Annotated in this window: 19 protein-coding genes and 1 pseudogene; 6 read left to right on the forward strand and 14 right to left on the reverse strand. The window is 72.5% G+C overall.

Features of this window, described 5'->3' with window-relative positions:
- Positions 1-35: 35 nt before the first annotated feature.
- The 4 genes from C8N24_RS34795 to C8N24_RS24825 all read right to left on the reverse strand — a co-directional run bounded on the left by C8N24_RS34795 (position 36) and on the right by C8N24_RS24825 (position 10,101).
- Positions 36-5,783 carry a ThuA domain-containing protein gene (locus C8N24_RS34795; RefSeq protein WP_121255202.1) on the reverse strand — a complete coding sequence of 1,916 codons (5,748 nt, stop codon included), beginning with the start codon at positions 5,781-5,783 and terminating at the stop codon, positions 36-38.
- 184 nt (positions 5,784-5,967) lie between these two features.
- On the reverse strand, positions 5,968-7,803 hold the full coding sequence (locus C8N24_RS24815; RefSeq protein ID WP_121255204.1) for a methyl-accepting chemotaxis protein: 1,836 nt from the start codon (positions 7,801-7,803) through the stop codon (positions 5,968-5,970).
- Between the two features lie 109 nt (positions 7,804-7,912).
- On the reverse strand, positions 7,913-9,085 hold the full coding sequence (locus C8N24_RS24820; RefSeq protein WP_121255206.1) for a ZIP family metal transporter: 1,173 nt from the start codon (positions 9,083-9,085) through the stop codon (positions 7,913-7,915).
- On the reverse strand, positions 9,085-10,101 hold the full coding sequence (locus tag C8N24_RS24825) for a multicopper oxidase domain-containing protein (protein ID WP_121255208.1): 1,017 nt from the start codon (positions 10,099-10,101) through the stop codon (positions 9,085-9,087). The genes C8N24_RS24820 and C8N24_RS24825 overlap by 1 nt, the downstream gene beginning before the upstream one ends.
- Positions 10,102-10,183: 82 nt before the next feature.
- On the opposite strand from C8N24_RS24825, the gene C8N24_RS24830 reads away from it, so the two are divergent.
- From C8N24_RS24830 to C8N24_RS24840, 3 genes are read left to right on the forward strand one after another with little or no spacing between them, the layout of a single operon-like run.
- Positions 10,184-11,188: a hypothetical protein gene (locus tag C8N24_RS24830; protein ID WP_121255210.1), complete on the forward strand. Its 1,005-nt coding sequence runs from the start codon at positions 10,184-10,186 to the stop codon at positions 11,186-11,188.
- Entirely contained in the window at positions 11,188-12,567 is a 1,380-nt protein-coding gene (locus C8N24_RS24835; protein ID WP_121255212.1) for a fenitrothion hydrolase, read from the forward strand. Before C8N24_RS24830 ends, C8N24_RS24835 begins: the two co-directional genes overlap by 1 nt.
- A complete protein-coding gene (locus C8N24_RS24840; RefSeq protein WP_121255214.1) occupies positions 12,564-13,979 on the forward strand; it encodes a fenitrothion hydrolase in 1,416 nt (471 codons plus the stop codon). Before C8N24_RS24835 ends, C8N24_RS24840 begins: the two co-directional genes overlap by 4 nt.
- Here the strand turns inward: C8N24_RS24840 and C8N24_RS24845 are convergent.
- The 4 genes from C8N24_RS24845 to C8N24_RS24860 are packed head-to-tail and all read right to left on the reverse strand — an operon-like array spanning position 13,976 to position 17,670.
- Positions 13,976-14,830 carry a M56 family metallopeptidase gene (locus tag C8N24_RS24845; RefSeq protein WP_121255216.1) on the reverse strand — a complete coding sequence of 285 codons (855 nt, stop codon included), beginning with the start codon at positions 14,828-14,830 and terminating at the stop codon, positions 13,976-13,978. The genes C8N24_RS24840 and C8N24_RS24845 overlap by 4 nt on opposite strands.
- The gene (locus C8N24_RS24850) at positions 14,827-15,201 is read right to left on the reverse strand and encodes a BlaI/MecI/CopY family transcriptional regulator (protein WP_121255218.1); all 375 of its coding nucleotides are present in this window, start codon (positions 15,199-15,201) and stop codon (positions 14,827-14,829) included. Before C8N24_RS24850 ends, C8N24_RS24845 begins: the two co-directional genes overlap by 4 nt.
- Before the next feature lie 7 nt (positions 15,202-15,208).
- Positions 15,209-17,314 (reverse strand): heavy metal translocating P-type ATPase, encoded by a 2,106-nt coding sequence (locus C8N24_RS24855; RefSeq protein WP_121255220.1) that lies wholly within the window; start codon positions 17,312-17,314, stop codon positions 15,209-15,211.
- Positions 17,311-17,670, reverse strand: a complete 360-nt coding sequence (locus C8N24_RS24860; RefSeq protein WP_121255222.1) for an ArsR/SmtB family transcription factor — start codon at positions 17,668-17,670, stop codon at positions 17,311-17,313. The genes C8N24_RS24855 and C8N24_RS24860 overlap by 4 nt, the downstream gene beginning before the upstream one ends.
- A gap of 84 nt (positions 17,671-17,754) precedes the next feature.
- On the opposite strand from C8N24_RS24860, the gene C8N24_RS24865 reads away from it, so the two are divergent.
- The gene (locus C8N24_RS24865) at positions 17,755-18,684 is read left to right on the forward strand and encodes a cation diffusion facilitator family transporter (protein WP_121255224.1); all 930 of its coding nucleotides are present in this window, start codon (positions 17,755-17,757) and stop codon (positions 18,682-18,684) included.
- On the opposite strand, the gene C8N24_RS24870 is transcribed toward C8N24_RS24865, so the two are convergent.
- The 3 genes from C8N24_RS24870 to C8N24_RS24880 are packed head-to-tail and all read right to left on the reverse strand — an operon-like array spanning position 18,663 to position 20,683.
- Positions 18,663-19,070 (reverse strand): YkvA family protein, encoded by a 408-nt coding sequence (locus C8N24_RS24870; protein ID WP_121255226.1) that lies wholly within the window; start codon positions 19,068-19,070, stop codon positions 18,663-18,665. The genes C8N24_RS24865 and C8N24_RS24870 overlap by 22 nt on opposite strands.
- Positions 19,071-19,073: 3 nt before the next feature.
- Entirely contained in the window at positions 19,074-19,808 is a 735-nt protein-coding gene (locus C8N24_RS24875; RefSeq protein ID WP_170179394.1) for an HpcH/HpaI aldolase family protein, read from the reverse strand.
- On the reverse strand, positions 19,805-20,683 hold the full coding sequence (locus C8N24_RS24880) for an aspartate aminotransferase family protein (protein ID WP_147447973.1): 879 nt from the start codon (positions 20,681-20,683) through the stop codon (positions 19,805-19,807). Before C8N24_RS24880 ends, C8N24_RS24875 begins: the two co-directional genes overlap by 4 nt.
- Here C8N24_RS24880 and C8N24_RS24885 point away from each other — a divergent pair.
- Positions 20,661-21,173: a thiamine pyrophosphate-dependent enzyme gene (locus C8N24_RS24885; protein ID WP_170179395.1), complete on the forward strand. Its 513-nt coding sequence runs from the start codon at positions 20,661-20,663 to the stop codon at positions 21,171-21,173. The two genes, C8N24_RS24880 and C8N24_RS24885, sit on opposite strands and share 23 nt — an antisense overlap.
- A gap of 37 nt (positions 21,174-21,210) precedes the next feature.
- Here C8N24_RS24885 and C8N24_RS24890 read toward each other — a convergent pair whose 3' ends face one another.
- Positions 21,211-22,092, reverse strand: coding sequence for a sugar phosphate isomerase/epimerase family protein (locus C8N24_RS24890; protein WP_121255230.1), 882 nt, complete (start codon positions 22,090-22,092; stop codon positions 21,211-21,213).
- Positions 22,093-22,245: 153 nt separating this feature from the next.
- Between C8N24_RS24890 and C8N24_RS24895 the strand changes: the two genes are divergently transcribed.
- Positions 22,246-22,755, forward strand: a complete 510-nt coding sequence (locus C8N24_RS24895; RefSeq protein ID WP_121255232.1) for a hypothetical protein — start codon at positions 22,246-22,248, stop codon at positions 22,753-22,755.
- Positions 22,756-22,894: 139 nt separating this feature from the next.
- Here C8N24_RS24895 and C8N24_RS24900 read toward each other — a convergent pair whose 3' ends face one another.
- On the reverse strand, positions 22,895-23,290 hold the full coding sequence (locus C8N24_RS24900; protein WP_121255234.1) for a rhodanese-like domain-containing protein: 396 nt from the start codon (positions 23,288-23,290) through the stop codon (positions 22,895-22,897).
- A 27-nt stretch (positions 23,291-23,317) separates the two neighbouring features.
- Positions 23,318-24,139, reverse strand: a pseudogene (locus C8N24_RS24905) (M24 family metallopeptidase); the annotation flags it as partial.
- Between the last annotated feature and the right edge of the window lie 12 nt (positions 24,140-24,151).

Raw genomic sequence — 24,151 nt, forward strand, 5'->3', positions numbered from 1 at the left:
CGCTCCGGGGTCACCCCCGGAGCGCGGGTCCCCCCTTAGGGAGTCGTGGACGACAGCGTGAAGACCACGGTCTTCCCGTAGCTGCCGCGCAGCAGCGGCTCATCCGCCGCGATGGACTGCTTGATGTCGATCGGCACGACCTTCGTGGCGACCGGCGTCGGGAACGTCGCCAGCGTCAGCGGCGTGCCGCTCAGCGCCGCGAAGGCGGCGCTGCCCGAACGCAGCTGCACCGGCTGGGCCAGCGCCGAGGAGCCGTTGACCAGGCGGCCCGGAGCGGTGGTGCTCGGGTCGCGGACGGTCAGGGCCGCGGCGTTCGCGCTCGACGTCACGGTGGCGCTGAGCGTGCCCGTGTAGTCCTTCGCCTGGCCCGGGATGAACGGGCCGAGGTCGCGGGACGTGGCGTTGAGCGTCAGGCCGAGCACCGTGGGCACGGAGCCCACGATGTCCACCGGGACGCTCGTGCTGTCGGTCGGCGCGGCCGCGACGGTGATCGCCGCCAGCGTCTTGGTCGACGAGCCGCCGTTGGCGTCCGTGACCTTGACCACCGGCGTGTAGCTGCCGGCCGTGGTGTAGGTGAACGTCGGGTTCTGGCCGTTCGTCTCGAACGTGCCGTCGCCGTTCAGGTCCCACGCGTAGGTGAGCGCGTCACCGTCGGCGTCGGTCGCGGTGGCGGTGAAGGCCACCTGCAGCGGGGCGTTGCCCGTGGTCTTGTCCGACGTGGCCGTCCCGATCACCGGGTTGGCGTTGGTCGGGGCGACACCGCAGGCCGCGGAGGCGAGCTTGCCCGCCGCGATCTCGATGCCGGCCGCGATGTGCGAGCGGATGCCCGCCTCGCTGTACGAGGCCTGGGTGTGACCCATGCCCGTGTAGAACGAGCGGCCGCCGTCGAACTTCTTGCACCACGCGATCGGGTGGTCGTCGTCCGTCGTGTTGCCGTCGTTCTCGTCGTACGTCGACTCGTCCATCTTCAGGAGCACGTGGACGCCGTCGGTGTTGCGCGGGTTGTAGTCGTCCCCGCCGCCGTTGACGACCGGGTTGACCGGCGACTGGTAGTTGTACCACTCGTCCGTCCGCGTCCAGGTGTCCGGCAGGCCGGCCGTGGACGGGTCCGTCTTGTCCTCGCGGATGACGTTCGCCGTGGGCGTGCCGGCCGGGTGGTTGCGGAAGTACGCGCCGACCAGCTGGCCGTACCAGGCCCAGCCGTACTCGCCGTCGGCCGCCGCGTGGAGGCCGAAGTAGCCCTTGCCCGAGCGGATGAACCGCTCGAACGCGGCCTGCTGCGTGTCGGTGAGGAAGTCACCGGTGGTGGAGTTGAAGACCACCACGTCGAACTTGCTCAGGATCGCGTCCGTGAACAGCGAGCCGTCCTCGGAGACGTCCACCTGCCAGTTGCGGTCGGTGCCGAGCGCCTGGATGGCGGCGATCGACGCCGGGATGTGGTCGTGCCGGAAGCCCGCCGTCTTGGAGAAGACGAGGACCCGCAGCTTCTTGGTGGTGTCGGTGGCCGCCAGGACCGTGACGGGGATGTCACGGGTGGCGGTGCCGCCCTTGCCGTCGGTGACGGTCAGCTTGACCGTCTTGGCGCCGGCGGTGGTGAACGTGGTGGACGCCGTGGCGCCCGTCGCGTCCGCCGTGCCGTTGCCGTCGAAGTCCCACGAGTAGGACAGCGTGTCGTTGTCGGCATCGGTGGCCGCCGCCGTGAACGACGTGGCCAGCGGAGCGACGCCCGACGTCGGCGAAGCCGTGGCGGTGGTGATCACCGGGGTGGCGTTCGTCGGACCGCCGGTGCCGCCGCAGCCAGCCTGGCCGTTGACCTTGAAGTAGTCGAAGGTCACGGTCTTGCCGGCGCCGGCCGCCTGCACGCCAAGCGTGAAGATGCCGAACTTCGGCGCGGTCTGCGTGTTGGCGACGGTCGCGAACGTCGACACCCAGGTGGTGCCGTCGAACGAGTACTCGCCCTTGTACGTCGTGCCCGTCTTCGTCAGGCGCAGGTAGAAGTCCGTCGACCCCGTGGGGACGGCGGTTCCGGTGGCCTGCGGCTGCGGGTTCTGGGTCGCCCCACCCTGCTCGGAGCGCAGCTCGATCCGGTTGATCCGCGTCTGGTTGACGTCGGAGATCGCGTCGAGCTTGACGTAGTTGTCGTCGTCGGTGTAGATGATCAGGCCGCCCTGGCTGTAGCCGCCGGTGATCGTGCCGGAGAGCTTCGTCTCGAGGACGTAGTCGCCGCCGGCGTGATCGGCGGACTGCAGCAGCAGGTTGCGCGTGCCCGACGGGTCGCTGGTGGTGTTGATGTCACCTTCGACCGTGGTGAACGTGATGCCACCGTTGGCGACGCTGTACTTGGTCGCGTCCTCGCGGACGATCGCGTTCCAGCGGTTCTTGTTCAGCGTCGTGCCGGTGAAGTCGTCACCCGGGGTGAGCGGGGCGGGCACGTTGTCGCCTTCGAGCGTCACGTAGTCGAACTTCGCGTTGACGACCGTCGTGGCGGCGTTCGAGAGGGCGAAGACGCCGACCTTGGCGTTCGCCGGGAGGGCGGCGCTCTGGCCGACCGGGGTCCACGTCGTGCCGTCCACCGAGTACTCACCGGTGATGGTGGTGCCGTTGGACTTCACGCGCATGAACACGTCGTTGGCGAACGTGGACGCGAGGTTGCCCGTCGCGTCGGCGCTGCCGTTGCGCGGCGTGCCCGCGACCTCGTTGATGAACTCGAACTTCTCGACCGGGGTCGTGGCGCTGGCGGCGTTCGTCGAGACGCGATCGAACTTCGTGTAGTTGTCGTCGTCGCCGTAGACGATGATGCCCGCCTGCTGGTACTGCACCAGGCCCTTGAAGTTGAGCTTGGTGGTGAACGTCCAGGCGCCGGACGGAGCCGTGCGCAGGACGATGTTCTTGGCGTTGTTGGCCGTCTGGTAGACGTCGCCGGCCGCGGCCGGGATCGTCAGCACGCCGTCGGCGACGGTGAGCGTCTGATCACGCCGCACGACCTCCCAGCCGGAGCCGAGGTCGCCGCCGTTGAAGTCGTCCTTGTAGCCGTTGATGCAGCCCGCGGCCGCGGTGACGTTCACGGTGACGGTCTTGGTGGTCGAGCCGCCCTGGCCGTCGCTCACGACGACCGTGGCGTTGTAGGTGCCCGCGTTGGCGTACGTGTAGGAGGGATCCTCGGCGGTCGACGTGTCCGTCGTGGTGCCGGGGACGCCGAAGTCCCACGCGTAGGTCAGCGTGCCGCCGTCGCTGTCGGTGGCGGTCGTGTCGAACTTGACCGTCAGCGGCGCGGTGCCGCTGATCGGGGTGGCCGTGACGGCGACCTCGGGGGAGGCGGTGGTGGCCGCGCCCTTGCCGACGAACTCGAACCAGTTGACGTTGAACAGGTTCTGCGTGCTGCCGCGGTTGCGGAACACGAGGAAGAGCTCGTGCGTCCCGCTCGGCGGGTTGGTCAGGTTCAGCTGGACATCCGTGAACTTCTGCCAGTCGCCCGTCGGGGCGATCGTGGCGGTCGTGCCCACCAGCGTGCCGGTCGGCGAGTCGAGGCGGACCTCGATCGTGCCGCCCGCGCCGGCGCTCGCCACGCGGAAGCGCAGCGCGTTGATGTTCTTGAGGTTGACGGGCTTGTAGGAGACGTAGTCGCCGTCCTCGATGAAGCCGAGGTTCAGGCCGCCACCCGCGACGTCCGTCGTGGTCTCGGTGGTGACGCCCTTGTCACCGTTGGTGCCGCCGTCGGCGACGCGGCCCGTGGAGGCGAAGAACTCCGCCTGCTTCTGCTTGGGCTGCAGGATCGCCTGCGCGCGGCCGGTGAGGGCCGGGACGCCACCGGCGCCGCCCTTGTCGGTGTAGGCCACCGAGACGACCGTGAACGTGTTGGCCTCGGGGCCGTGGCCGGACGCGAGCCCGGAGTTCAGGGTGCCTTCGCAGCCGGTCGCGCTCGACAGGTCGTGCGCGTGCTGGTCATGGCCGAGCGAGATCTTGACGGTCAGGTTGGCGCAGTCGATGCCGTTGCCGGTCGACCCGTCCTCCGGATCCGTGACGGAGATCTTGTAGGGGATCTTGTCCGTGAACGAGGCGGCCTGGCCGTCCTCCGGGAACTCGATCGTGACCACGGGCTCGCGGTTGCCGACCGTGATCTGGATGTTCGAGACGGCCGTGAGGCCGGTGGAGTCCTTCACGGTCAGCTTGGCGGTGTAGGCGCCGTTCTGCGTGTAGGTGAAGGACGGGTTGGCCTGCGTGGAGTCGACGGTGCCGTCGGAGTTGAAGTCCCACGCGTAGGTGATCGCGCCACCCTCGGGGTCGCTGGAGCCCGCGGAGCTGAAGTTGACCGCCAGCGGCGCGAGGCCGTTCGTCTTGTCGGCGGCCGCCACGGCGGTCGGGGCCTTGTCACCGGCGGTGTAGTCGATGCGGTAGACGCCCGAGTCGGCGTTGTTGCCGTTGAAGCCGGAGCCCCACTCGATGACGTAGAGCGCGCCGTCCGGACCGAAGTCGAGGTCCATCGGACGCTTGTAGCCCGTGCCCAGCGCGAAGCTCTGGATGTTGCTCATGCCACCGGTGCTGCTCAGGTCGGTGGTCTTGATCCAGCCGTTGTTCCACTCGGCGATGAACCACTTGTCGTCGTAGAACGCCGGGAACTTGCGGTCCGAGACGAGGTTCGGGTCGTAGTGGTAGCGCGGGCCGCCCATCGGGGCGCCGCCGGTGCCGAGGCCCGTGTAACGCGGGTCGGTCTCGCTGAAGCCCATCCACGCGGTCGCGCCCTTGGCGGGCGGAAGGTCCGTCAGGCCGGTGTTGTTCGGCGAGTCGTTCTTCGGGTTCGCGCAGTCGAACTTGGCGCCCGACGTCGAGGTCGCGAAGTTGTAGTCGTTGTACGGGGTGTTGTCCCGGATGCAGTACGGCCAGCCGTAGTTGCCCGAGCTGGTGAGCACGTTGTACTCGACCGAGCCCTGCGGGCCGCGGTTGGCGTTGCCCGTGCTGGCGTCAGGGCCGTAGTCGCCCATCAGGACCCAGCCCGTCTCGGGATCGACGGTCAGGCGGAACGGGTTGCGGAAGCCCATGCCGAAGATCTCGGGGCGGGTCTTGTCGCTCGCGGCGAACAGGTTGCCCGGCGGGATCGTGTACGTGTTGCCCACGCCTGGAGCGCCCGTGGGGTTGTCGACCGGCTTGATCCGGAGGATCTTGCCGTTGAGGTCGTTGGTGTTGGCCGCCGTGCGCTGCGCGTCCCAGGCCTCACGGCCGGAGCGCTCGTCGATCGGGTTGAAGCCGTTCGAGTCGAACGGGTTCGTGTTGTCGCCGGTCGAGATGTAGAGGCTGCCGTCAGGACCGAAGTAGAGCGAGCCGGACGAGTGGCAGCACTGGCCGCGCTGGTGCTGGAAGGTGAGGATGCGCTGCTCAGAGGCGAGGTCGAGCGTGTCGCCGTTGACCTTGAAGCGCGAGATGACCTGCGTGTTCGAGCTGTCGGGCAGCTGCGAGTAGAAGAGGTAGACCCACTTGCTCGTCGCGAAGTCCGGCGCGAGCTGCAGGCCGAGCAGGCCGTTCTCCTGGCTGTTGGTGACCGGCACGGTGCCGGCCGTCACGGTCTGGCGCGTCTCCGGCTTCCAGATCATCAGCCGTCCGTCGCGTTCGATGTAGAAGACGCGCCCGTCGTTGGCGACGTCCAGCTCCATCGGGTTCTGCGTGTTGTCGTCCAGCGTGACCTTCTGGAAGTCACCTGCTACTGGCGTCTGCGCCTGGGCCGTCGTTGCCGATGCCCAAAGCGAGCACGCCGCGACCGCGGCCGCAAGGGCCGCCCTTCTCCGTGCCATAAGCCTCTCCTCCTGTGATTCGACTGGCGGTGCAACTATTGCCGGTCGAACGTCAGACTGTCAAGCTGTAAGACAATCCTGGACGGACGGTTAGCGGAGGATGAGAGCCCGCAACGTAGCGGGCTCCCAGCACTTTGGCACTGTACCGGTGGCCGGGCCGATCAAAAGCCTGGCGCGGTCGCGGTCACGCGGCGCTGACGGTGAAGCGGGCGACGAGCGAGTTCAGATGCTCGGCGGTCGCGGACAGCGTCTGCGCCGACGCGGCGATCTCCTGGGCGGACGCGCTGGTCTGCTGCGTGGAGGCGGAGACCTGCTCCACGGACGCGCTCGACTCCTCGGCCACGGCGGCGACGTCCACGACCTCGCTCTCGGCCCGGGACGCCTCCGCGCTGATCTGGTCGACGGCGGTCGTGATCTCGCCGACGCGGGCGGTCATGTCCTCGACCGCGGTGCCGATCGCTTCGAAGGCCTCGCGCGTGCGCTCGACGGTGGCGACGCCGTCCTGCGTGCGCTGCGTGCCGTCGCTGACGACGCCGACCACGCGGCTGGTCTCGGCCTGCATCTCGCCGATCAGCGCGCTGATCTCCGACGCGGCGCTCTGCGACTCCTCGGCGAGCTTGCGGACCTCCTCGGCCACGACGGCGAACCCGCGTCCCTGCTCACCGGCGCGTGCGGCCTCGATCGCGGCGTTGAGGGCGAGCAGGTTGGTCTGCTCGGCGAGGCCGGTGATGGTGCCGACGATCCCGCCGATGCGCTCGCTGCGCGCGTTGAGCTCGCCGATCGCGCTGCCGACGGCGGCCGAGGACTCGGCGACCTCGCGCATCGCGGCGCTGGCGGACTCGGCCGCGTCGACGCCCTCGAGGGCGACGCCGCGCGCGTCCTCGGCGGCCCGGGCGGTGTGGGTCGCGACCTCGGCGCTCGTCGCCGCCGACGCGGAGGCCTGCTGGACCGCCTCGCGGGCCACCTCGACGCCGCGGACCTGGCGCTCGGCGCCGTGCGCGACCTCGGTCACGGCGGCGGCGATCTCGGACACCGCGCGCCCGGTCTCCTCGGACGTCGCGGCCATCTGCTGGGAGGCCGACGCGACGGTCGCGGCCTGCACGGCCATCTCGGCGACGGTGTCGGCGAGCTGCGCGCGCATGGCGTTGTAGGCGTCGACGGACCGCACCGTGGCGTTGCGGATGGCGCCGACGGCCTCGGCGACGTCGCCGATCTCGTCGTTGGACGTGCGGTGCAGCTCCGGCGTGATCGGCTGGACCGGCACCGTCAGGTCGCCCTCGGCCACCCGGCCGAGCGCCGCCGCCAGGTCGGCGGTGCAGTGGTCGCGCAACAGCTGCAGGCGGTTGAGGACCTCGTTGACGGTCCTGGTGATGCGCCGCGCGAACCACAGCGCGAGGGCGAACCCGACGGCGATCGCGGCGAGGATGACGAGCAGCGCGCGCGTCGTCGCCGCCGAGGCGGAGGCCTGGATGTGCTCGTGCGCCGTCTTGCCCGCGGCCACCTTGGCCTCGAAGAGCGTCGTGAACGAGCCGGCGACGTTCGCGGCGGCCGGGATCGCCTCGGCCTTGTTGACCGCGTACGCCTCCTGGGTCTTGTTCGCGTTGGAGAGCCCGATCACCTGGTTGCGCGCCTCGCGGTAGGTGGCGATCTGGGCCACGAGGGTCTTGAACTGGTCCTGGAGCTGCGCGTCCCCGGCGAGTGTCGGCTCGACTCTGGCGAGGTTGCTGTCGATCGTGGCGACGTTCTTGTTGATCTTCGCCTCGACCTCGGCCTTGGCGGCCGCCGACGTCTCCAGCGTGTGGTTGTTCACGAACGCGCGGTTCTCGTTGAACTTCGCGCGGGCGGTGCCGAGCTCGGACAGCGGTACGACGGCCTGGGAGTACAGGCGGTCGGCTTCGTCGTTGGCCGACTTGATGTCACTGATGCCGAAGGCGCCGACGGTGCCGGTGAACGCCAGCAGCACGGCGGATCCGGCCAGCAGCTTGCCGCGCAAGCCGAAGCGCGTGGGGATGACGGACAAGGGGACTATCTCCTACGGGTTGGGCATGGTCACCCGGGTCATCGGCCCGTCATCGCTGGTTTACGTCAGGCCTCCATCAAGAAATCGCCAAGCGCTCATCTTCGTCTCATCAAGCGGCGACCAGCAGGCCGGTGGCGAACATCAGCCCGATCCCGCCGAGCATGCCGGCGACCGCGCCGGGGTGCAGGACACGTCCGTCGTCGTCGCGCAGGGAGGGCAAGAGCGTGATGATCACCTGGACGATCGCGCCGGCGCCGAACCCGAACAGCAGGGCGGCGATCGAGGGGGTGTAGGCGCCGGCGCCGATCCACGCGCCGAGCACCGCGGGACCGCCGGCGAGGAGGCCGAGCGCCGCCAGGCGCGGCAACGTCGTGCGCTGGCGGGCGATCGGCGCCACGATCGCGAGACCCTCGGTGGTGTTGTGAAGGGCGAAGCCGACGACCAGGAAGGCGCCGAGCGCGAGCGCGCCGGCCGAGTACGCGGCGCCGATCGCGACGCCCTCCCCGAGGTTGTGCAGGCCGATGCCGGTGGCGATCAGGAGCGCGAGCCTCGTCCCCGAGGCGCCCGCCGCCCGCCGCGAGAGCCAGGCGGAGACGCCGCTGAGCAGCAGGTACGCGACGCCGGCGCCGACGAGCACCAGCGCCGCGCCGCCGAACGCCTGAGACCCTTCGGCGGCCAGCTCGAACCCTTCGAACGCGGCGTCGACGCCGAGGAACGCCAGCAGCCCGATCGTGAGCGCCATCAGCACCCGCAGCCAGGCGGGCGGGATGCGCCGCAGCCACGGCAGCCACAACATCCCGAGCGCGACCGGGATCACGCCGACGTAGACGCCGAGTAGCGCCATCAGCCCGAAGAAGCCCGCGTCGGCGTGTGGGGTCTCGACGGCGGCCGGGATCTCGTGCACGACCGTGCCGCCGGACGCGGTCACCAGCGCGACCTCGTAGGCCTCGCCTTCGACCCAGGGCTGCTGGACGCGCACCGTCGCGGTCTGCAGCCGGCCGATCGGCTGCGCCGCACCCTCGAACTGCGCGAACGCGTCGTTGACGACCACCTGCGCGACCGTGACGGCGTCCGGACCGTCGTTGCGCAGCGTGAGCTCGATGCTGCCGGGCGCGAGCACGGTGCGCTCGACCGCGAGCTCCTCGACCGGCGGTCCCACGCGCTCACCGATGCCCGGCGCGTCGAGCGCGGCGAACACGGCGACCGCGGCGGCCACCAGCAGCAAGGGCACGAGCCCGGCGACCCAGGCCGGCACGCGCAGCGAGCGGGTCACGGCGCCCATCAGGAGACCTCGAAGATGCCCTGCCAGCCGAGCTCGGTGAACTCGGACTGGTGCGCGTGGAACATGTACTGGCCGGGATGGGCGAACCGCCACTCGGCGATCCCGCGCTGGCCCTGGCAGAGCATCACGGTGTCGGTCAGCTCGGCCGGGGTCCTCGACGTGCCCGTCGGGTAGTAGTCGAACAGGTTCCCGTGCAGGTGGAACGAGTTGATGAGGTCGTACTCGAGGACGTTGACGATGTAGACCCGCACCAGCTCGCCGAGCTTCGCGGTGATCGGCCGGTCCATGTAGGCGAAGCCGACGGTGTTGGCGGCGTAGACCTCGTTGGCGCGGTCGAAGTTGGTGTCGAAGCCGTTCATGACCATCACCAACTCGTCGGCGTCCTCGCGCCCGTCCTCGGGGTCGACGATGAACGCGCCGTAGAGGCCCTTCGCGATGTGCTCGGCGAGCGGCCGGACGTGGCAGTGGTACAGGTGCAGCCCGGCGGGGAGCGCGTCGAACTCGTAGACGGTGCTGCCGCCCGGCTCGATCTGCCCGGCGCCGATGCCCGGCACGCCGTCCATCTCGGCCGGGTGGATGCCGTGGAAGTGGATCGTGTGCGGGTGGGCGGACCCGTTGTTGAACGTGATCCGCAGCCGTTCGCCTTCCCGCGCGCGCAGCGTCGGGCCGGGGATCCGGCCGTTGTAGGTCCAGGCGGCGAACTTCACGCCCGGCATGACCTCGATCTCCTTGTCGATCGCGTTCAACGTCCACTCGCGCAGGACGCGCCCGGTCGGGAGGCGGCGGGTCGTGCCCCAGTCGAAGTCGCGCACGAGCTCGTGCGGGTCGAAGCCGTTGGCGACGTGGTCGACGGCGACGTGGTCGCGGAAGTTCGCATGCCCTCCGTTGCCGTGGGCGCCCGCATGGCCGTGCTGGGCGGCATGGCCGCGCGCCGCCGACCCGTGGACGAGCGCCCCGGCGGCGGCCACGAGCGGAACGCCTCCGGCGATCAGGCCGCGACGAGTTAGTTCTGCCACGGCAGCGATTGTGGCATACCTAATCCGGCTGGGTCAACGAAGGACGACTACACGCGTCGTAGATCGATTACCCTGGCGGCCGATGCCTCTCCGAACCCTCATCGTCGCGCTCGTCCTCGCCACCCTCGTCGGGGCGTGCGGGGGAAGCGAGCCGGCCCCGCCGTCCGACCCGGTCGAGCAGGTGCCCGACGCGCCCGGCCTGCGGGAGGCCGTGCGCGACGCGCGGACGCCCGACGCGGCGTCGTTCCCGCCGGCGGAGGGCAAGACGCTGCAGCAGCTCGGGGACCAGATCGCCGCCGGCCCGCAGGCCGCGCTGGCGACCTCGGTGCTGACGACCGGCACGAGCCGGTTCACGTTCGGCATGATCGGCCAGGACGGCCGGCCGATCTACGGACCGACCGCCGTCTACGTCGCGCCGACGCCGAGCGACCCGGCGCAGGGCCCGTTCGTCGCCCCGGCGGACGTCCTGATCACCCAGGACCGCTACAAGTCCAAGCAGGCGGCGACGGAGACCGATCCGTTCGCGGCGGTCTACTCGGCGGACGTCAAGTTCGAGAAGCCGGGGCAGTGGGCGGTGCTCGTGGCCACTCGCGGCAGCGCCGGCGTGGTCGGCGCGCCCACCCAGGTGCAGGTCAAGGCCAAGGCCGCCGACAAGGTGCCGGACGTGGGCGAGCCGGCGCCGCGCGTCGCGACCGACACGCTGGAGACCGTCAAGGGCGACAAGGCCCTGCTCGACACGCGTGATCCGGCCAGCGACATGCACGAGGACTTCGCGAAGGTCGTCGGGAAGAAGCCGGTCGCGCTGCTGTTCGCGACGCCGCAGCTGTGCCAGTCGCGCGTGTGCGGGCCGGTCGCCGACATCGCGCTGCAGCTGCGCGCGAAGTACGGCGACGAGATGGAGTTCATCCACCAGGAGGTGTGGGTGGACAACAACCAGCAGAAGGGCCTGCGGCCGCCGCTGCAGGCCTTCAACCTGCCGAGTGAGCCGTGGCTGTTCGTGGTCGACCGCCGCGGGCGGATCACGGCACGCCTGGAAGGGTCGTTCGGCGTCGACGCGTTCGAAGCTGCGGTGAGGACCGGCCTGTAGTGCGGCGCCTCGGTCCCGCGCTGGTCGCGGGGCTCATCGGCGTGCTGGCGGCTCCGCCCGTCGCGCACGCCCATGGGCTCGTCCAGCGCCAGCAGCTGCCGATCCCGCAGTGGCTGTTCGCGTGGTCGGCGGCCGCCGTGCTGGTGATCTCGTTCTTCGCGCTGGCGGTGCTGTGGCCGCAGCCGCGGCTCGAGCACGCCGGGTGGCGGCGGCTGCCCGGCGGGCGCGCCCTCGCGAGCGGGGCGGTGCAGGCGGTGTGCGGCGCCGTCGGCGTCGCGCTGCTGGTCGTCACGGTGCTCGCGGGCTACCTGGGCAGCGCGTCGGCGCTGGACAACTTCGCCCCGACGTTCGTGATGATCACGTTCTGGGTCGGGTTGGTATTCACGTCGATCCTGTTCGGCGACGTGTTCCGGGCCTTCAGCCCGTGGCGCGCGCTCGGCCGCGTCCTGCCGCAGCGCCGCCGGCCGTACCCGGACCGGCTGGGTCGCTGGCCCGCGGCGATCCTGCTGTTCGCGTTCGTGTGGATCGAGCTCGTGTCGGGCTGGAGCGAGGACCCGCCGATGCTCGCGACCGCGATCGTCGGCTACACGGTGCTCACGCTCGCCGCCCAGATGGTCTACGGCGTCGAGACGTGGACGAGCCGCGGCGAGGCCTTCGCGGTCTACTTCGGGCTGTTCGCCCGCATGGCGCCGTTTCAGACGCGCGACGGCGCGGTGGGCGTGCGGCGGCCGCTGACCGGGCTGACGACGCTCGACCGCGCGCCCGGGACGGTCGCGTTCGTCGCGGTCATGATCGGCACGGTCAGCTTCGACGGCCTCAGCCAGGGGCCGCTGTGGCAGGACGTCTCGAACGCGATCGTCGACGCGCTCGGCTTCCTCGGGACGCTCACGGCGGCCAAGGTGGCGGGCACGCTCGGCCTGCTGCTCGGCGTGCTGGTGATCGCCGGCTTCTACCGGCTCGGCATCGAGGGCGCCCGCTCGGTCGGCGGCGGGTTCTCGCTGCGGCGGCTCGCGGACGCGTTCGTGCACTCGCTGATCCCGATCGCCGCGGTCTACGTCGCCGCGCACTACCTGACGTTCCTAGTGTTCGAGGGCCAGGCGATCATCTACCTCGCCTCGGACCCGTTCGGGCAGGGCTGGGACCTGCTCGGCACGGTCGACGGCGGCATCGACTACACGATCTTCCCGCAGGAGGACACGTGGTACGTGCAGGTCGCGGTGGTCGTGCTCGGGCACGTCGCCGGGCTCGTGCTCGCCCACGACCGGGCGCTCGTGCTCTACAAGGACCGCCGGATGGCGGCGCGGTCGCAGTACTGGATGCTCGGCGTCATGGTCGGCTTCACGTCGCTCGCCCTCTGGCTCCTGGCGCAGGCGGCGTGAGACGCGCGGCGGTGCTCGGCGCGGCGGTGGCCGCGCTGCTGGTCGCGCCCGCGAGCGCGCTCGCCCACGGGCTCGTCGGCAAGGCCGACCTCCCGATCCCGCTGTGGCTGTTCATCTGGGCGGCCGGGGCGGTGCTCGCGGTCTCGTTCGCGGGGTTGGCGGTGGCCTGGTCGCGCCCGCGGTTGGAGGAGGACCGCTTCCGGCCGCTACCGGACGCCGTCTCGCGCGTGCTGACGAGCCGTGCGGTCGAGGTCGTCTGCGGTGCGGTCGGCGTCGCGCTGCTCATGATCGTCGTCCTCTGCGGGCTGGTCGGCGCCCAGGTCGCCGGCCAGAGCCTCACGCCGACGTTCGTGTACGTCGCCTTCTGGCTCGGCTTCGTGCCGCTCAGCGTGCTGCTCGGCGACGTCTTCGCGGCGTTCAACCCGTGGCGGGCGGTCGGGCGCGCCGTCGGCCGGCTGCTGCGGCGCGTGGACACCGAGCCGCTCGCCTATCCCGCGCGGCTGGGCTACTACCCGGCCGCGCTCGGCCTGCTGGCGTTCGCGGCCCTGGAGCTGATCTCCGCCCGCGGCGACCGGCCGGCGACGATCGCCACCGCCACGCTCGTCTACTCCGCGGCCACGTGGCTGGCGATGGCCGTCTACGGCGTCGACGCCTGGACCCGCCGTGGGGAGGCGTTCAGCGTGTACTTCAACCTGTTCTCGCGAATGTCCGTCCTCGAGCGACGCGACCGGCGGATCGGCGTGCGGCCGGGGCTGTCCGGGCTCGCGCGCCAGGAGCCGCAGCCGGGGATCGTGGCGGTCGTGATGGTGATGATCGGCACGGTGACCTTCGACGGCGTCAGCTTCGGGCAGACGTGGCTGAAGAACACGCGCGGGCCGATCGGGTCGCTGATCGACGCCGGGCTCGAGCCGCGCTACGCCGTGGAGCTCGTCTACGCGCTGGGGATGACCGCGATCGTGCTGGTCATCATCGCGCTCTACCAGCTGGCGGTCGCCGGAGCGCGCACGGCCGACCGGTCGTTCACGACCCGCGACCTCGCGCGTCGCTTCGCCCCGTCGCTCGTGCCGATCGCGTTCGCGTACGTCGCCGCGCACTACGTGAGCCTGCTGCTGTTCCAGGGCCAGCTGATCCTGCCGCTGCTCTCCGACCCGGCGGGCCAGGGCTGGGATCTGCTCGGCGTCGCCGATGGCGACGTGAACTACTCGTTCATCAGCCCAGAGACGTTCTGGTACCTGCAGACGGCGCTGGTCGTCGGCGGGCACGTCGCCGCGCTGGCGCTCGCGCACGACCGCGCGCTGGTGCTGTTCGGCGACAGCCGGCGCGCGCGGCGGTCGCAGTACTGGATGCTCGGCGTGATGGTGATCTTCACCGTGCTGGCGCTGTGGCTGCTGTCGGAGGCGGCGGAGGGCTAAGCCTCGCGCAGCAGCCGATCGGCCGCGCGGCCCAACAGCCCGGCGGGCACGCACGCGGCGGCCAGGACCAGCAGCGCGAGCGGGGCGCCGAGCGCGGTCGTCAGCGGGAGGCACAGCTCGGTCGGCACGGGCCGCAGCAGGTAGACGGTCGCGCCGGCGAGCGCGAGCAGGATCGCGCCGGCCGCGGCGAGCGGCAGGCCGTGGCGCGGGCGGCGCGTCTCGCCGAGCAGGAAGCGCACCCGCTCGCCGTCGGCGCCCGCGCCGGCGCGGCCGTGCACTTCGAAGGCGAGCAGGGCGGAGGCCAGCGGCTGCGCCCCCGTGTCGCGCATCGCCACCGCGTCGGCGGCCAGCTCGGACACGGTCGCGTGCGCACGGGCCGTCTTGCGCAGGGCGGGGATGAACCAGAACCCGTCGCAGACCGCTTGCACGAGCGCGCGGCGCAACGGGTCGTGGCGCTGCGCGTGGTGGCGCTCATGCGCGAGCACGCAGCGCAGCTCGCGCTCGTCCAGCAGCTCGACCAGCGCGCTGCTGATGTAGATCCGCGGACGCAGGAAGCCGAGCGTGAACGCGTGCGCGCGGCGGCTGGCGATCACGCGCACCTGGGTGCCGAGCACGGTGCGCGGCTCACTCGGCAGGCGAGCGGCGAACGCCCGCTGCCGGTGCGCCTGGCGCGCCAGCGAGCCGGCCATCAGCACGAGCACGAGGGCCTCGAGCGCGAGCACCAGCGCGACGGGGCTGGAGTCGTGGAAGCGCAGCACGTCGACGCCGACCAGGAGCATCGTCGCGAGCACGGTCGCGCCGAGCGCGCAGACCGCGAGCTCCAGGCCGACGAGGGGGCTGCGCCGGGTCACTGCTTCGCGCGGCGCTGCAGCGCCCGCCGGTGCGCGGGCTCCAGCTGCGAGAAGCGGCGCGCGAACTCGGTCAGCACGAGGTCCCCGTAGGCGTCCACCAGCGCGTCGACCTCGGCCTCCGAGCGCGCCTGCATGTACTCCTCGCGCGGGACCGCGGCGACGTAGACGTCCTTCTTGCCCTCGCGGCGGCGATCCAGGAAGCCCTTGCTGTCCAGCCGCCGCATCACCGTGAGGATCGTCGTGTACGAGCGCGGGGCGTCCTCGCCGAGAGCGAGCGCGTCGGTGACCGAGCGGACCGTCGCCTCCTCCTGCGCCCACACCTCGGACATGATCTTCGTCTCGAGCTCGTGCAGCGCGGGGTGATTCGGCATTCGCGGGTCAGCGTAGCTGTCGCATGGCGTTGAGCGTCACCAGCAGCGACATGCCCATGTCGGCGGCGACGGCGACCACGAGCGTCACCAACCCGAACGGCGCCAGCGCGACGAACACGGCCTTGACCGCGAGCGAGGCGACGACGTTGACGGCCATGATGCTACGGGCCCGGCGGGCGAGCGTGAACGCTTCGGGCAGCGCGCCGAGGCGGTCGGACAGAAGCGCGACGTCGGCGTTGGCGAGCGCGACGTCCGAGCCCGCTGCGCCCATCGCGATCCCGACCCGTGCCGCGGCGAGGGCGGGCGCGTCGTTGACGCCGTCGCCCACCATCGCGACGTCGCCGAGGTCGCGCACGTGGGCGAGCTTGTCCGCCGGGAGCAGCCCCGCGTGGACCTCGTCGATCCCGGTCCGGCGCGCGACCGCACGGGCGACCGGCTCGCTGTCGCCGGTGAGCATCACCGCCCGCAGCGGCTGCAGGCGGCGCGCGAGGTCCTCCGCGTCCGGCCGCAGCTGGTCGGCCAGGCCGAACACGGCGAGCAGGCGGTCGCCCTCACCGAGCGCGATCGCGGTCTGCCCGGCGGCGTGCAGCTCGGCCACGACCTCGGGAAGCTGCCCGAGCCGGTCGTGCATCAGGCGCGGGCCGCCGGCCCACAGCGCGCGCCCGTCGACGGTCGCGGTGGCACCGCGGCCGGGCAGCGCCACGAAGCGCTGCGCGAGCGGGACCGCGAGGCCGCGGTCGCGCGCCGCCCGGCGCAGCGCGGCCGCGAGCGGATGCTCCGAGTCGGCCTCGACGGCGGCGACCAGCGCGAGCGCATGGTCCTCGTCGGGCGCCACCACGCGCTGCAGGACGGGCAGGCCGAGCGTCAGCGTGCCGGTCTTGTCGAGCGCGATCGCGCGGACGCGGGCCAGGTCCTCCAGCGCCTGGCCGCCCGTGATCAGGATCCCGCGCCGCGCGGCGCTGCCGACCGCCGACACCACCGCGACCGGCACGGAGATGACGAGCGAGCACGGGCAGGCGACGATCAGCAGCGCGAGCGCGCGGTAGAGCCACGTGTCGCCGTCGCCGCCCAGCAGCAGCGGAACGGTGGCCAGCGTCAGCGCGGCGGCGAACACGATCGGCGTGTAGAACGCGGCGAAGCGGTCGATGAAGCGCTCGGCGGGCGCGCGGCTGCCCTGCGCCTCCTCGACGAGCGCGGCCACCCGCGACAGCGTCGAGTCCTCCGCCGCCCGCGTGGTGCGGGCCACCAGCGCGCCGGTCGTGTTCAACGTGCCCGCGAACAGCTCGTCCCCGGCCTGCTTGTCGACCGGGACGGACTCGCCGGTGATCGGCGCCTGGTCCACGCTCGAGGCGCCGTCCGCCACGACCGCGTCCAGCGGGATCCGCTCGCCGGCCCGGATCGCGATCCGCGTGCCGGCGGGCACGTCCTCGACGGGGACGAGGGTCCCGTCCATCAGTCGCGCGCGGGTGGGAGCGAGGTCCATCAGCGAGACGACCGTGCGGCGGCTGCGCTCGAGTGCCAGCCCCTCCAGCCCGGTTCCCACCGCGAACAGCACGAGCACCCACGCGCCCTCGGCGTACTCGCCGATGCCCACGGCGCCGACCGCGGCGAGCGCCATCAGCACGTTCATGTCGAGACGTGCGCGCCGGAGGGCGAGCGCGGCCGCGCGGGCGATCGGCCAGCCGCCGACGGCCATCGACAGCAGGTAGAGCGGCTCGGCGACCGCGCGCGGGGCGGAGGCGAGCGAGGCCACAACGGCGACCGCGAGCAGACCGACGGAGAGCGTGGTGGAGAGCGCGCGGACGTCCCGTCGCCAGAAGGGCGTGGGGTCGGCGACGACGCGGCGGGTCGCGGGCTGCGCGCGGTAGCCGGCGCGCGCGACCGCGCTCGTGATCGTCGCGTCGAGCGCCTCGCCCATGACCGCCATCGAGCCGTTGCCGAACGAGACCTGCGCAGATGTCACCCCGGGCAGGGCGGCGACGGCCTGCTCGACGGTCTTCGCGCAGGCGCCGCAGTCCATGCCCTCGACGCGGAACCGGCGCGCGCCCACGCTCGCCGGCGTGGGTGACGGCGGCGGCGCGGTCGGCGCCATCGGCAGCTCGATCGGGTTCACGCCGGCGTGCCCACGAGCCCACGGGCGACGGCGGCCAGCTGCGTGCCGAGCTCGGTCAGCTCGTACATGACCATCCGGCCGTCCTTGCGCGAGCGCGCGACGCCGAGCTGCTTGAGCTGGCGCGCGTGGTGGCTGACGAGCTTCTCCTCGCGCCCGACGATCCACGCGAGGTCGCACACGCAGCAGCTGCCGCCCTCGGCGAGGGAGAGCACCACGGCCAGCCGCGTCGGGTCGGTCAGCGCCTTGAACGGCAGCGCCGACGCCTCGAGGCGCTCCGGCCCCGGGAGCGAGGCGCGCACAGCCTCGGCCTTCGGCAGGTCCAGGCACAGCAGGTCGCAGGTGTCGCGCTCGGGCATGCCGACCAGTCTAAGCCACATTCGTACGAATGTGCGAATGTCAGCTACTATCGCGGTAGTACCAACGGATCAGAGAGGCGCTCGATGGGCCACGACCACGCACACGACTCCGAAGGGCACGCGCACGGCATCGACGCGTCGGCCGACCGCACGCCGCTGCTGGTCGCCTTCGGGCTGATCGCGAGCTTCATGCTCGTCGAGGTGGTCGTCGGCCTGCTCGCCGGCTCGCTCGCGCTGCTCTCGGACGCCGCGCACATGCTCACCGACGCGGGCGCGATCCTGCTCGCGCTGGTCGCCGCGCAGCTGGCCGCACGCCCGGCGAAGGGCGCCTTCACCTTCGGCTGGCGCCGGGCCGAGATCCTCTCCGCGCAGGTCAACGGCGCGGTGCTGCTGGCGCTGGCGGCCTACATCGTGTTCGACGCGGTGCGCCGGCTGTCCGACCCGCCGGACGTCGACGGCGGGCTCGTCGCGACCGTGGGCGTGCTCGGCGCGCTGGTCAACGTCGCCGCCGCCTGGTCGATCGCCCGCGCCCAGCGGCAGTCGCTGAACGTGGCCGGCGCGCGGGCGCACGTGATGATGGACCTGCTCGGCTCGGTCGGCGCGACCGCCGCCGGTGTGATCGTGCTGGCGACCGGGTTCGACGCCGCCGACCCGCTGATCGCGCTGCTGATCTCCGTGCTGATGATCCGCTCGGCCTGGGCGCTGCTGCGCGACTCTGGGCGGGTGCTGCTCGAGGCGGCGCCGGCGGGCGCCGACCCCGGCGAGATCGGGCGGGCGATCGCACGCGTGCCGAGCGTCACCCAGGTCCACGACCTGCACGTCTGGGAGGTGACGTCGGGGTTCGTCGCGCTGTCCGCGCACCTCGTGGTCGATCGCGACGCCGACTGCCACGCGATCCGCCTGGACGTCGAGACGGTGCTGCGCGACCGCTTCGGGATCGAGCACACCACGCTGCAGACCGACCACGTGGCCGGCCCGGCGCTGCTGGCGATTCAGCCGGCCGTCGTCCCGTAGGCGAGCCGGCTGATCGCGCGCAGCGAGGCCTCCGGTCCTGGCCAGTGCTCGCGCAGCAGCTCCGGCCCGCCCGAGCGCAGCACCGCGCGCAGGACGAGCGCGACGATGATCGCGTCGTCCAGCTGGCCCGCGACCGGGATGAAGTCGGGGACGAGGTCGATCGGCATCGCCAGGTACGCGACCAGCGCGGCCAGCAGCAGCTTGCGCCGCCGCGGGACGCGCGCGTCGCCGAGCAGCCGCCGGAAGAGCACGATGCAGTCGGGGATGAAGCCGGCGAAGGCGCGCGCGTCCTGCCGGCGCCCGGCGGCGACGAGCACGAGGACGAAGCCCGCGTAGATCAGCAGCGTCGCCGCGACCGCGATTCCGATCACCTGCCCGGTGCCCATCGCTCAGATGCTGGCAGCGATCGTCCTCCCGCCGGCGACCAGCAACGCCACGTCGGTCCCGACCGCGATCAGGCTGAAGCCCGCGTCGATCGCCGCGGGCACCTGCGCGGGCGTCGGGCAGAACGTGCCGGCGGCCTTGCCCGCCCCGTGCGCCGCGGCGACGACGCGTGCCGTCGCCGCCCGGAGCTCCGGATGGTCCCACGCGCGGAAGCAGCCGAGCGCGTACGACAGGTCCGACGGGCCGACGAACAGCACGTCGACCCCGTCGACGCCCGCGATCCCGTCGCACGCGGCGACTGCCGCCGGCGACTCGATCTGGACCACGCCGAGGGGTCGTCGGTCGAGCGCGTCGGGGTCGAGCCCGAAGCCCGCGCCGCGCGTGCCCAGCGCCACGCCGCGCGCGCCGGGCGCGGCGCCGTAGCGCAGGGCCGCCGCCCACGCGTCGGCCTCCGCCGCCGAGTCGACGCGCGGCGCGACGATGCCCTCGGCGCCGAGGTCGAGTGCGCGGGTGGTGCGCTCCCGCGCCGTCGACTCGACCCGCACGAGCGCGTGCGCGCCGCCGCGCTCGGCGGCCAGCAGCTGCGGGAGGACCCGCGACTCGTCGCCGGCGCCGTGCTCGAGGTCGACGATCACGAAGTCGAGCCCCGCGCGGGCGAGCGCCTCGACGGCGACCGCGGACCCGAGCGCCGCGAACGATCCGACCAGCACCTCGCCGGCGGCGAGCCGCCTCTTGATCACGCGCGCGCCAGCGCGTCGACCGCCGCGCGCAGCGCCTCCTCGGCCGCCTCGAGCGAGCGGTCCACGTCGTCGGTGGTGTGCGCCGCGCCGATGTGGCTGCGGCCGAGGCTCTCGGGCATCTCGAACACGCCGCGCTTGATCAGCTCGCGCCGGTAGCGGCCGAACAGCGCGTCGTCGTTGCGCAGCACGTCTTCGTAGGTCTCCAGCGGCCCGTCCATGAAGCAGAGCACGAACAGCGAGCCGAACCCGCCGACGACCGCGGGCACGCCGACCCGCGCCGCGACCTCCGCGAGGCCGGTCCGCATCCGGTCGCCGAGCTTGAACAGGTGCTCGTGCACCGAGCCGTCCTCGAGCAGCTCGATCGTCGCCAGGCCGGCCTCGACCGCGGCCGCGTTGCCGTTGTACGTGCCGCCGTAGTGGACGTCGCCGTCGGCGGTGGTGGTGTAGCGCTCCATGTACTCCCGTCGGCCGCCGACCGCGGCGAGCGGGAAGCCGTTGGCGATCGCCTTGCCCATGGTCGTGAGGTCGGGCATCACACCGCTCACAGCCTGGTAGCCGCCGATGTGATGCCGGAAGCCGGTGATGACCTCGTCGAAGATCAGCAGCGTGCCGGTCTGATGGCAGAGTTGGCGCAGGCCTTCGAGGAAGCCGGGGCGGGGGAGCAGGCCGGGCGAGTTGTGGGCGACGGGTTCGACGATGATCGCGGCGACGTCCTCGACGTGGCGCGTGAGCGTCTCGCGCACGTCCTCGAGGTCGTTGAAGCGGCACACGAGCGTGGCGTCCACCGCCGCCTCGAGCATGCCGGCGGAGTGCGGATCGCGCGCGCCGACGCCCTCCGGGCGGCTCAGGACGTTGCGGAGTGCGGCGCTCGGCATCCGCCTGCACGAGGGGCCGGACCCGGAGGTCTTCGTGATCGTCGGCGACGGCAGCCTGCTGATGGCGCCCGCCGAGCTGCTCACGGCGGTGCAGGCCGACCTGAAGGCGACCGTGGTCGTCATCGACAACGCGGGCTACGGCTCGATCGACGCGCTGGCGCAGGATTCGGTCGGCGTCAGCGTCGGCAACCGCTTCGTCGACGGTGGCGGACACGACCTGTGGGTCGACATCGCGCAGCTCGCGACGGCGTTCGGCTGCGCAGGTGTCCTGGCCGAGGACGCGACCGCGCTGGCACGGGCGCTCGACGCCGCGCGCGCCGGGACCGAGACGACCGTCATCCACTGCCCGGTCGCCGACGGCGAGATCCCGCCGTCCGGCGCGTTCTGGGACCTCGGCCTGCCCGAGACCGCGGCCGACGCCGCCGTGCGCGCACGGGTCACGGCCGGGATCGAGCGCCGGCGGGCCTCCGGCCAGCGCCCCTTCGTCTGACCTCCTCCCCCCGCGAGAGGCCGGGATCGGCTCCCCCTCAGCCGATCCCGGCCGCCCGTAGCCGCTGCACGCTGCGGCGCACGTCCGCGGCGGGATCGCCGGCGGCGCCGGGCACACGGTCCTGCTCGACGGTCGCGAACCCCGCGTAGCCGATCGTGTCCAGCACCTGGCGCACCGCGACCAGGTCGAGCAGGCCGTCACCGACCGGGCAGAAGACGTTCGCCGCGATCGCGTCCCAGAACCCAAGGCCGCGGTCGCGCACGGCGCCGTCGACGTCCTTGAGGTGCAGGTGCTCGACCCGCGGGCCGTACCGGAGCAACTGCGCGGCGGGATCGCCGCCGGCGTAGAGCGCGTGGCCGGTGTCCAGGCACAGGCCCGCCTCGACGGCCGGGATCGCGTCGAGCAGGCGGTCGACCTCGTCCTCGAACTCGACGTAGCCGCCCGCGTGCGGGTGGACCACGGCGCGCACGCCGACCGCGGCGGCGCGCTCGGCGGCGCGGCGGACCACGTCGACCAGCGCCGTCCAGTCGGCGGCGCCCAGGCGCGGCGCGGCGTCGGAGCGGCCGGCGGTGCGCGCTCGCGGCTCGCTCGGCCGGTCGATCAGGACGAGCCTCGTGCCGCCCGTCGCGGTGATCGCCGCGAGCGCCGCATCCACGGCGGCGAGGACGGCGGGGTGCGCGGCGGGGCGGTGCAGGTCGTCGAACACGAACGTGCCGACGGCACCGAGGCCACGGGCGCGCAACGCGGCCCGTGCGGCGCCCGGCTCGCTCGGCAGGTAGCCGACCGGGCCGAGCTCGGTCCAGCACAGCCCGGCGCCGGCGATGCCGTCGAGCACGACGTCCGGAGGCGGGTTGCCGGGCGTGTCGGCGAAGTCGACGCCCCAGGACACGGGCCCGCCGGCGAGGTGGATGACGCTCATGAAGAGATTCAATCACCGGAGGACCGCGCGTGTCCAGCCCGGGTTCGCGCTTGCCGCCGACCCATCCCCTATTGTTGCGGCCGGACCCACCAATGAAAGTGCCCCGGCGGCGCGCCACACGCCCCGGGGCCGGCACAGGAGACAGAACCTCCCATGCATCCAGACCGTACCGCCGATCCGGCGCGGCATGCGGGCACGGCCCGCGGCCTCGGCGTGTGCGACGCCCTGCGCGTCGAGCTCACCGCCCGCCACCGGCCCGGCCTCGAGCACACGCTGGACGAGCGCACCGCCGCCCTGCGGCGGCAGTTGCACGCGCGGGTCGCGACGCCGGACACGGCCACCGCGCCGCCTGACGACCCGGAGCGCTCCCGCCTGCGCGAGGAGCTGCGGCTGCTCGAGCGCATGCGCGCTGGGCTGCCCGACCCGCCGGCGGGGCCGTTCGTGCTGCTCGGCCCGTCCGGGCTCGTGCTCGAGCTCGTGGCCGACAGCCTGCACGCCGCCGTCGGCGCGCTCGCCGCGGGGTTGCAGGAAGGAGGCGCGCATCCGGCCTCGGCCACCGCCACGCTGGAAGCCGCCGGCGCCTGGATCACGACCGCGCTGGATTGCCGCGCCGTGGAGGCGTTCAGCCTGGACGCAGGCGTGGACCCGGTGCACGCCTGGTAAGGCGCCGGAACGCAAACGGGGCGCCCCGGTCAGGGACGCCCCGTTCACTGAGGAGGAGGGGTGCACGCTGCGGAGGAGGGGATTCCAACAACGCGACACCCCGGTTGTTCCCAGGCATCCGCGTCCGCAATCACCTTCGTCAACTTCCGTCGCGCAACACCGGCTTGCCGGCCGCGGCCCAGGCCTGGAACCCACCGTCGAGGTCCGTCGCCCGGTGGAAGCCGAGATCCTGCAGGGTCGCCGCGGCGAGGCTCGACTGGTAGCCCTCGTTGCACACGACGACGATGCGGCGGTCGAGGTCGCCGCTGAGCCGGGGGTCGTTATGGCCGGACGCAGGGTCGCAGCGCCACTCGAGCACGTTGCGCGGGTGGAAGATCGCGTCCGGGATCAAGCCGTCGCGGCGGCGCTGCAGCTCCGACCGGACGTCGACGAGCACCGCGCCGTCGCGCACGGCGGCGTCGACGTCGTCCACCGTCACCCGGTCCAGCCGCGCGCGGGCGCGCTCCAGCAGATCGGCGATCGTCGTCCGCGTCACGCGTCCGTTGTAGCGGCGCGTGCATCGCTAGGCCACGATCCGCATCCCGTGGTCGGTGCGGTTGAGCCGCCGGCCACCGTCCTCGGTGGCGACGACGATGTCCTCGATCCGCACGCCGAACCGGCCCGGCAGGTAGATCCCGGGCTCGATCGAGAAGCACATGCCGGGCTCGATCAGGTGCGTCTCGCCCTCGACCATGTACGGCGGCTCGTGCGTGGTGAGCCCGATGCCGTGTCCGACGCGGTGGATGAAGTGCTCGCCGTAGCCGGCGTCGGTGATCACGCGTCGCGCGGCTCGGTCGATCTCCTGGCAGGCGACACCCGGGCGGACGGCCTCGAACCCGGCCTGCTGCGCTGCGCGGACGATGTCGTGGACCTTGCGCTCCTCGTCGCTGGGCTCGCCGACGTGGACGGTGCGGGTGGTGTCCGAGCCGTAGCCGTCCTCGAGACCGCCGAAGTCGAGCACGACCATGTCGCCCTGCTCGATCACGCGGTCGCTCATCTCGTGGTGGGGGTTGGCGCCGTTGGGGCCGGAGCCGACCACGGTGAAGTCGACCTGGGAGTGGCCGTGCTCGCGCAGGAAGCCGGCGAGGTCGGCGGCGATCTCGCGCTCGGTGCGGCCCTCGAAGCGCACGTCGGCGATCGCCTCGAAGCTCGCGTCCGCGGCTTCCCCGGCGGCCGCGAGGCGCTCGATCTCGTCCTCGCCCTTGATCGCGCGCAGCATCGGCATCGCCGCGGTCATCGACGCGTAGCGCGAGTCGGGCAGCACGCCCTGGAGGCCGAGCACGTGCATCGCCCAGGCGGAGTCCGAGATCGCGTAGCGGCCGCGCGGCTCCAGCAGCGCGGCGGTGGCGCGGCCCCG

Source organism: Solirubrobacter pauli (assembly GCF_003633755.1).
Taxonomy (GTDB): domain Bacteria; phylum Actinomycetota; class Thermoleophilia; order Solirubrobacterales; family Solirubrobacteraceae; genus Solirubrobacter; species Solirubrobacter pauli.

Coding starts and splice junctions, on each gene's coding strand:
- C8N24_RS34795 (WP_121255202.1), bottom strand. CDS start 5,783: ATGGCACGGAGAAGGGCGGCCCTTGCGGCCGCGGTCGCGGCGTGCTCG.
- C8N24_RS24820 (WP_121255206.1), bottom strand. CDS start 9,085: ATGGGCGCCGTGACCCGCTCGCTGCGCGTGCCGGCCTGGGTCGCCGGG.
- C8N24_RS24830 (WP_121255210.1), top strand. CDS start 10,184: ATGCCTCTCCGAACCCTCATCGTCGCGCTCGTCCTCGCCACCCTCGTC.
- C8N24_RS24850 (WP_121255218.1), bottom strand. CDS start 15,201: ATGCCGAATCACCCCGCGCTGCACGAGCTCGAGACGAAGATCATGTCC.
- C8N24_RS24860 (WP_121255222.1), bottom strand. CDS start 17,670: ATGCCCGAGCGCGACACCTGCGACCTGCTGTGCCTGGACCTGCCGAAG.
- C8N24_RS24865 (WP_121255224.1), top strand. CDS start 17,755: ATGGGCCACGACCACGCACACGACTCCGAAGGGCACGCGCACGGCATC.
- C8N24_RS24870 (WP_121255226.1), bottom strand. CDS start 19,070: ATGGGCACCGGGCAGGTGATCGGAATCGCGGTCGCGGCGACGCTGCTG.
- C8N24_RS24880 (WP_147447973.1), bottom strand. CDS start 20,683: ATGCCGAGCGCCGCACTCCGCAACGTCCTGAGCCGCCCGGAGGGCGTC.
- C8N24_RS24890 (WP_121255230.1), bottom strand. CDS start 22,092: ATGAGCGTCATCCACCTCGCCGGCGGGCCCGTGTCCTGGGGCGTCGAC.
- C8N24_RS24895 (WP_121255232.1), top strand. CDS start 22,246: ATGCATCCAGACCGTACCGCCGATCCGGCGCGGCATGCGGGCACGGCC.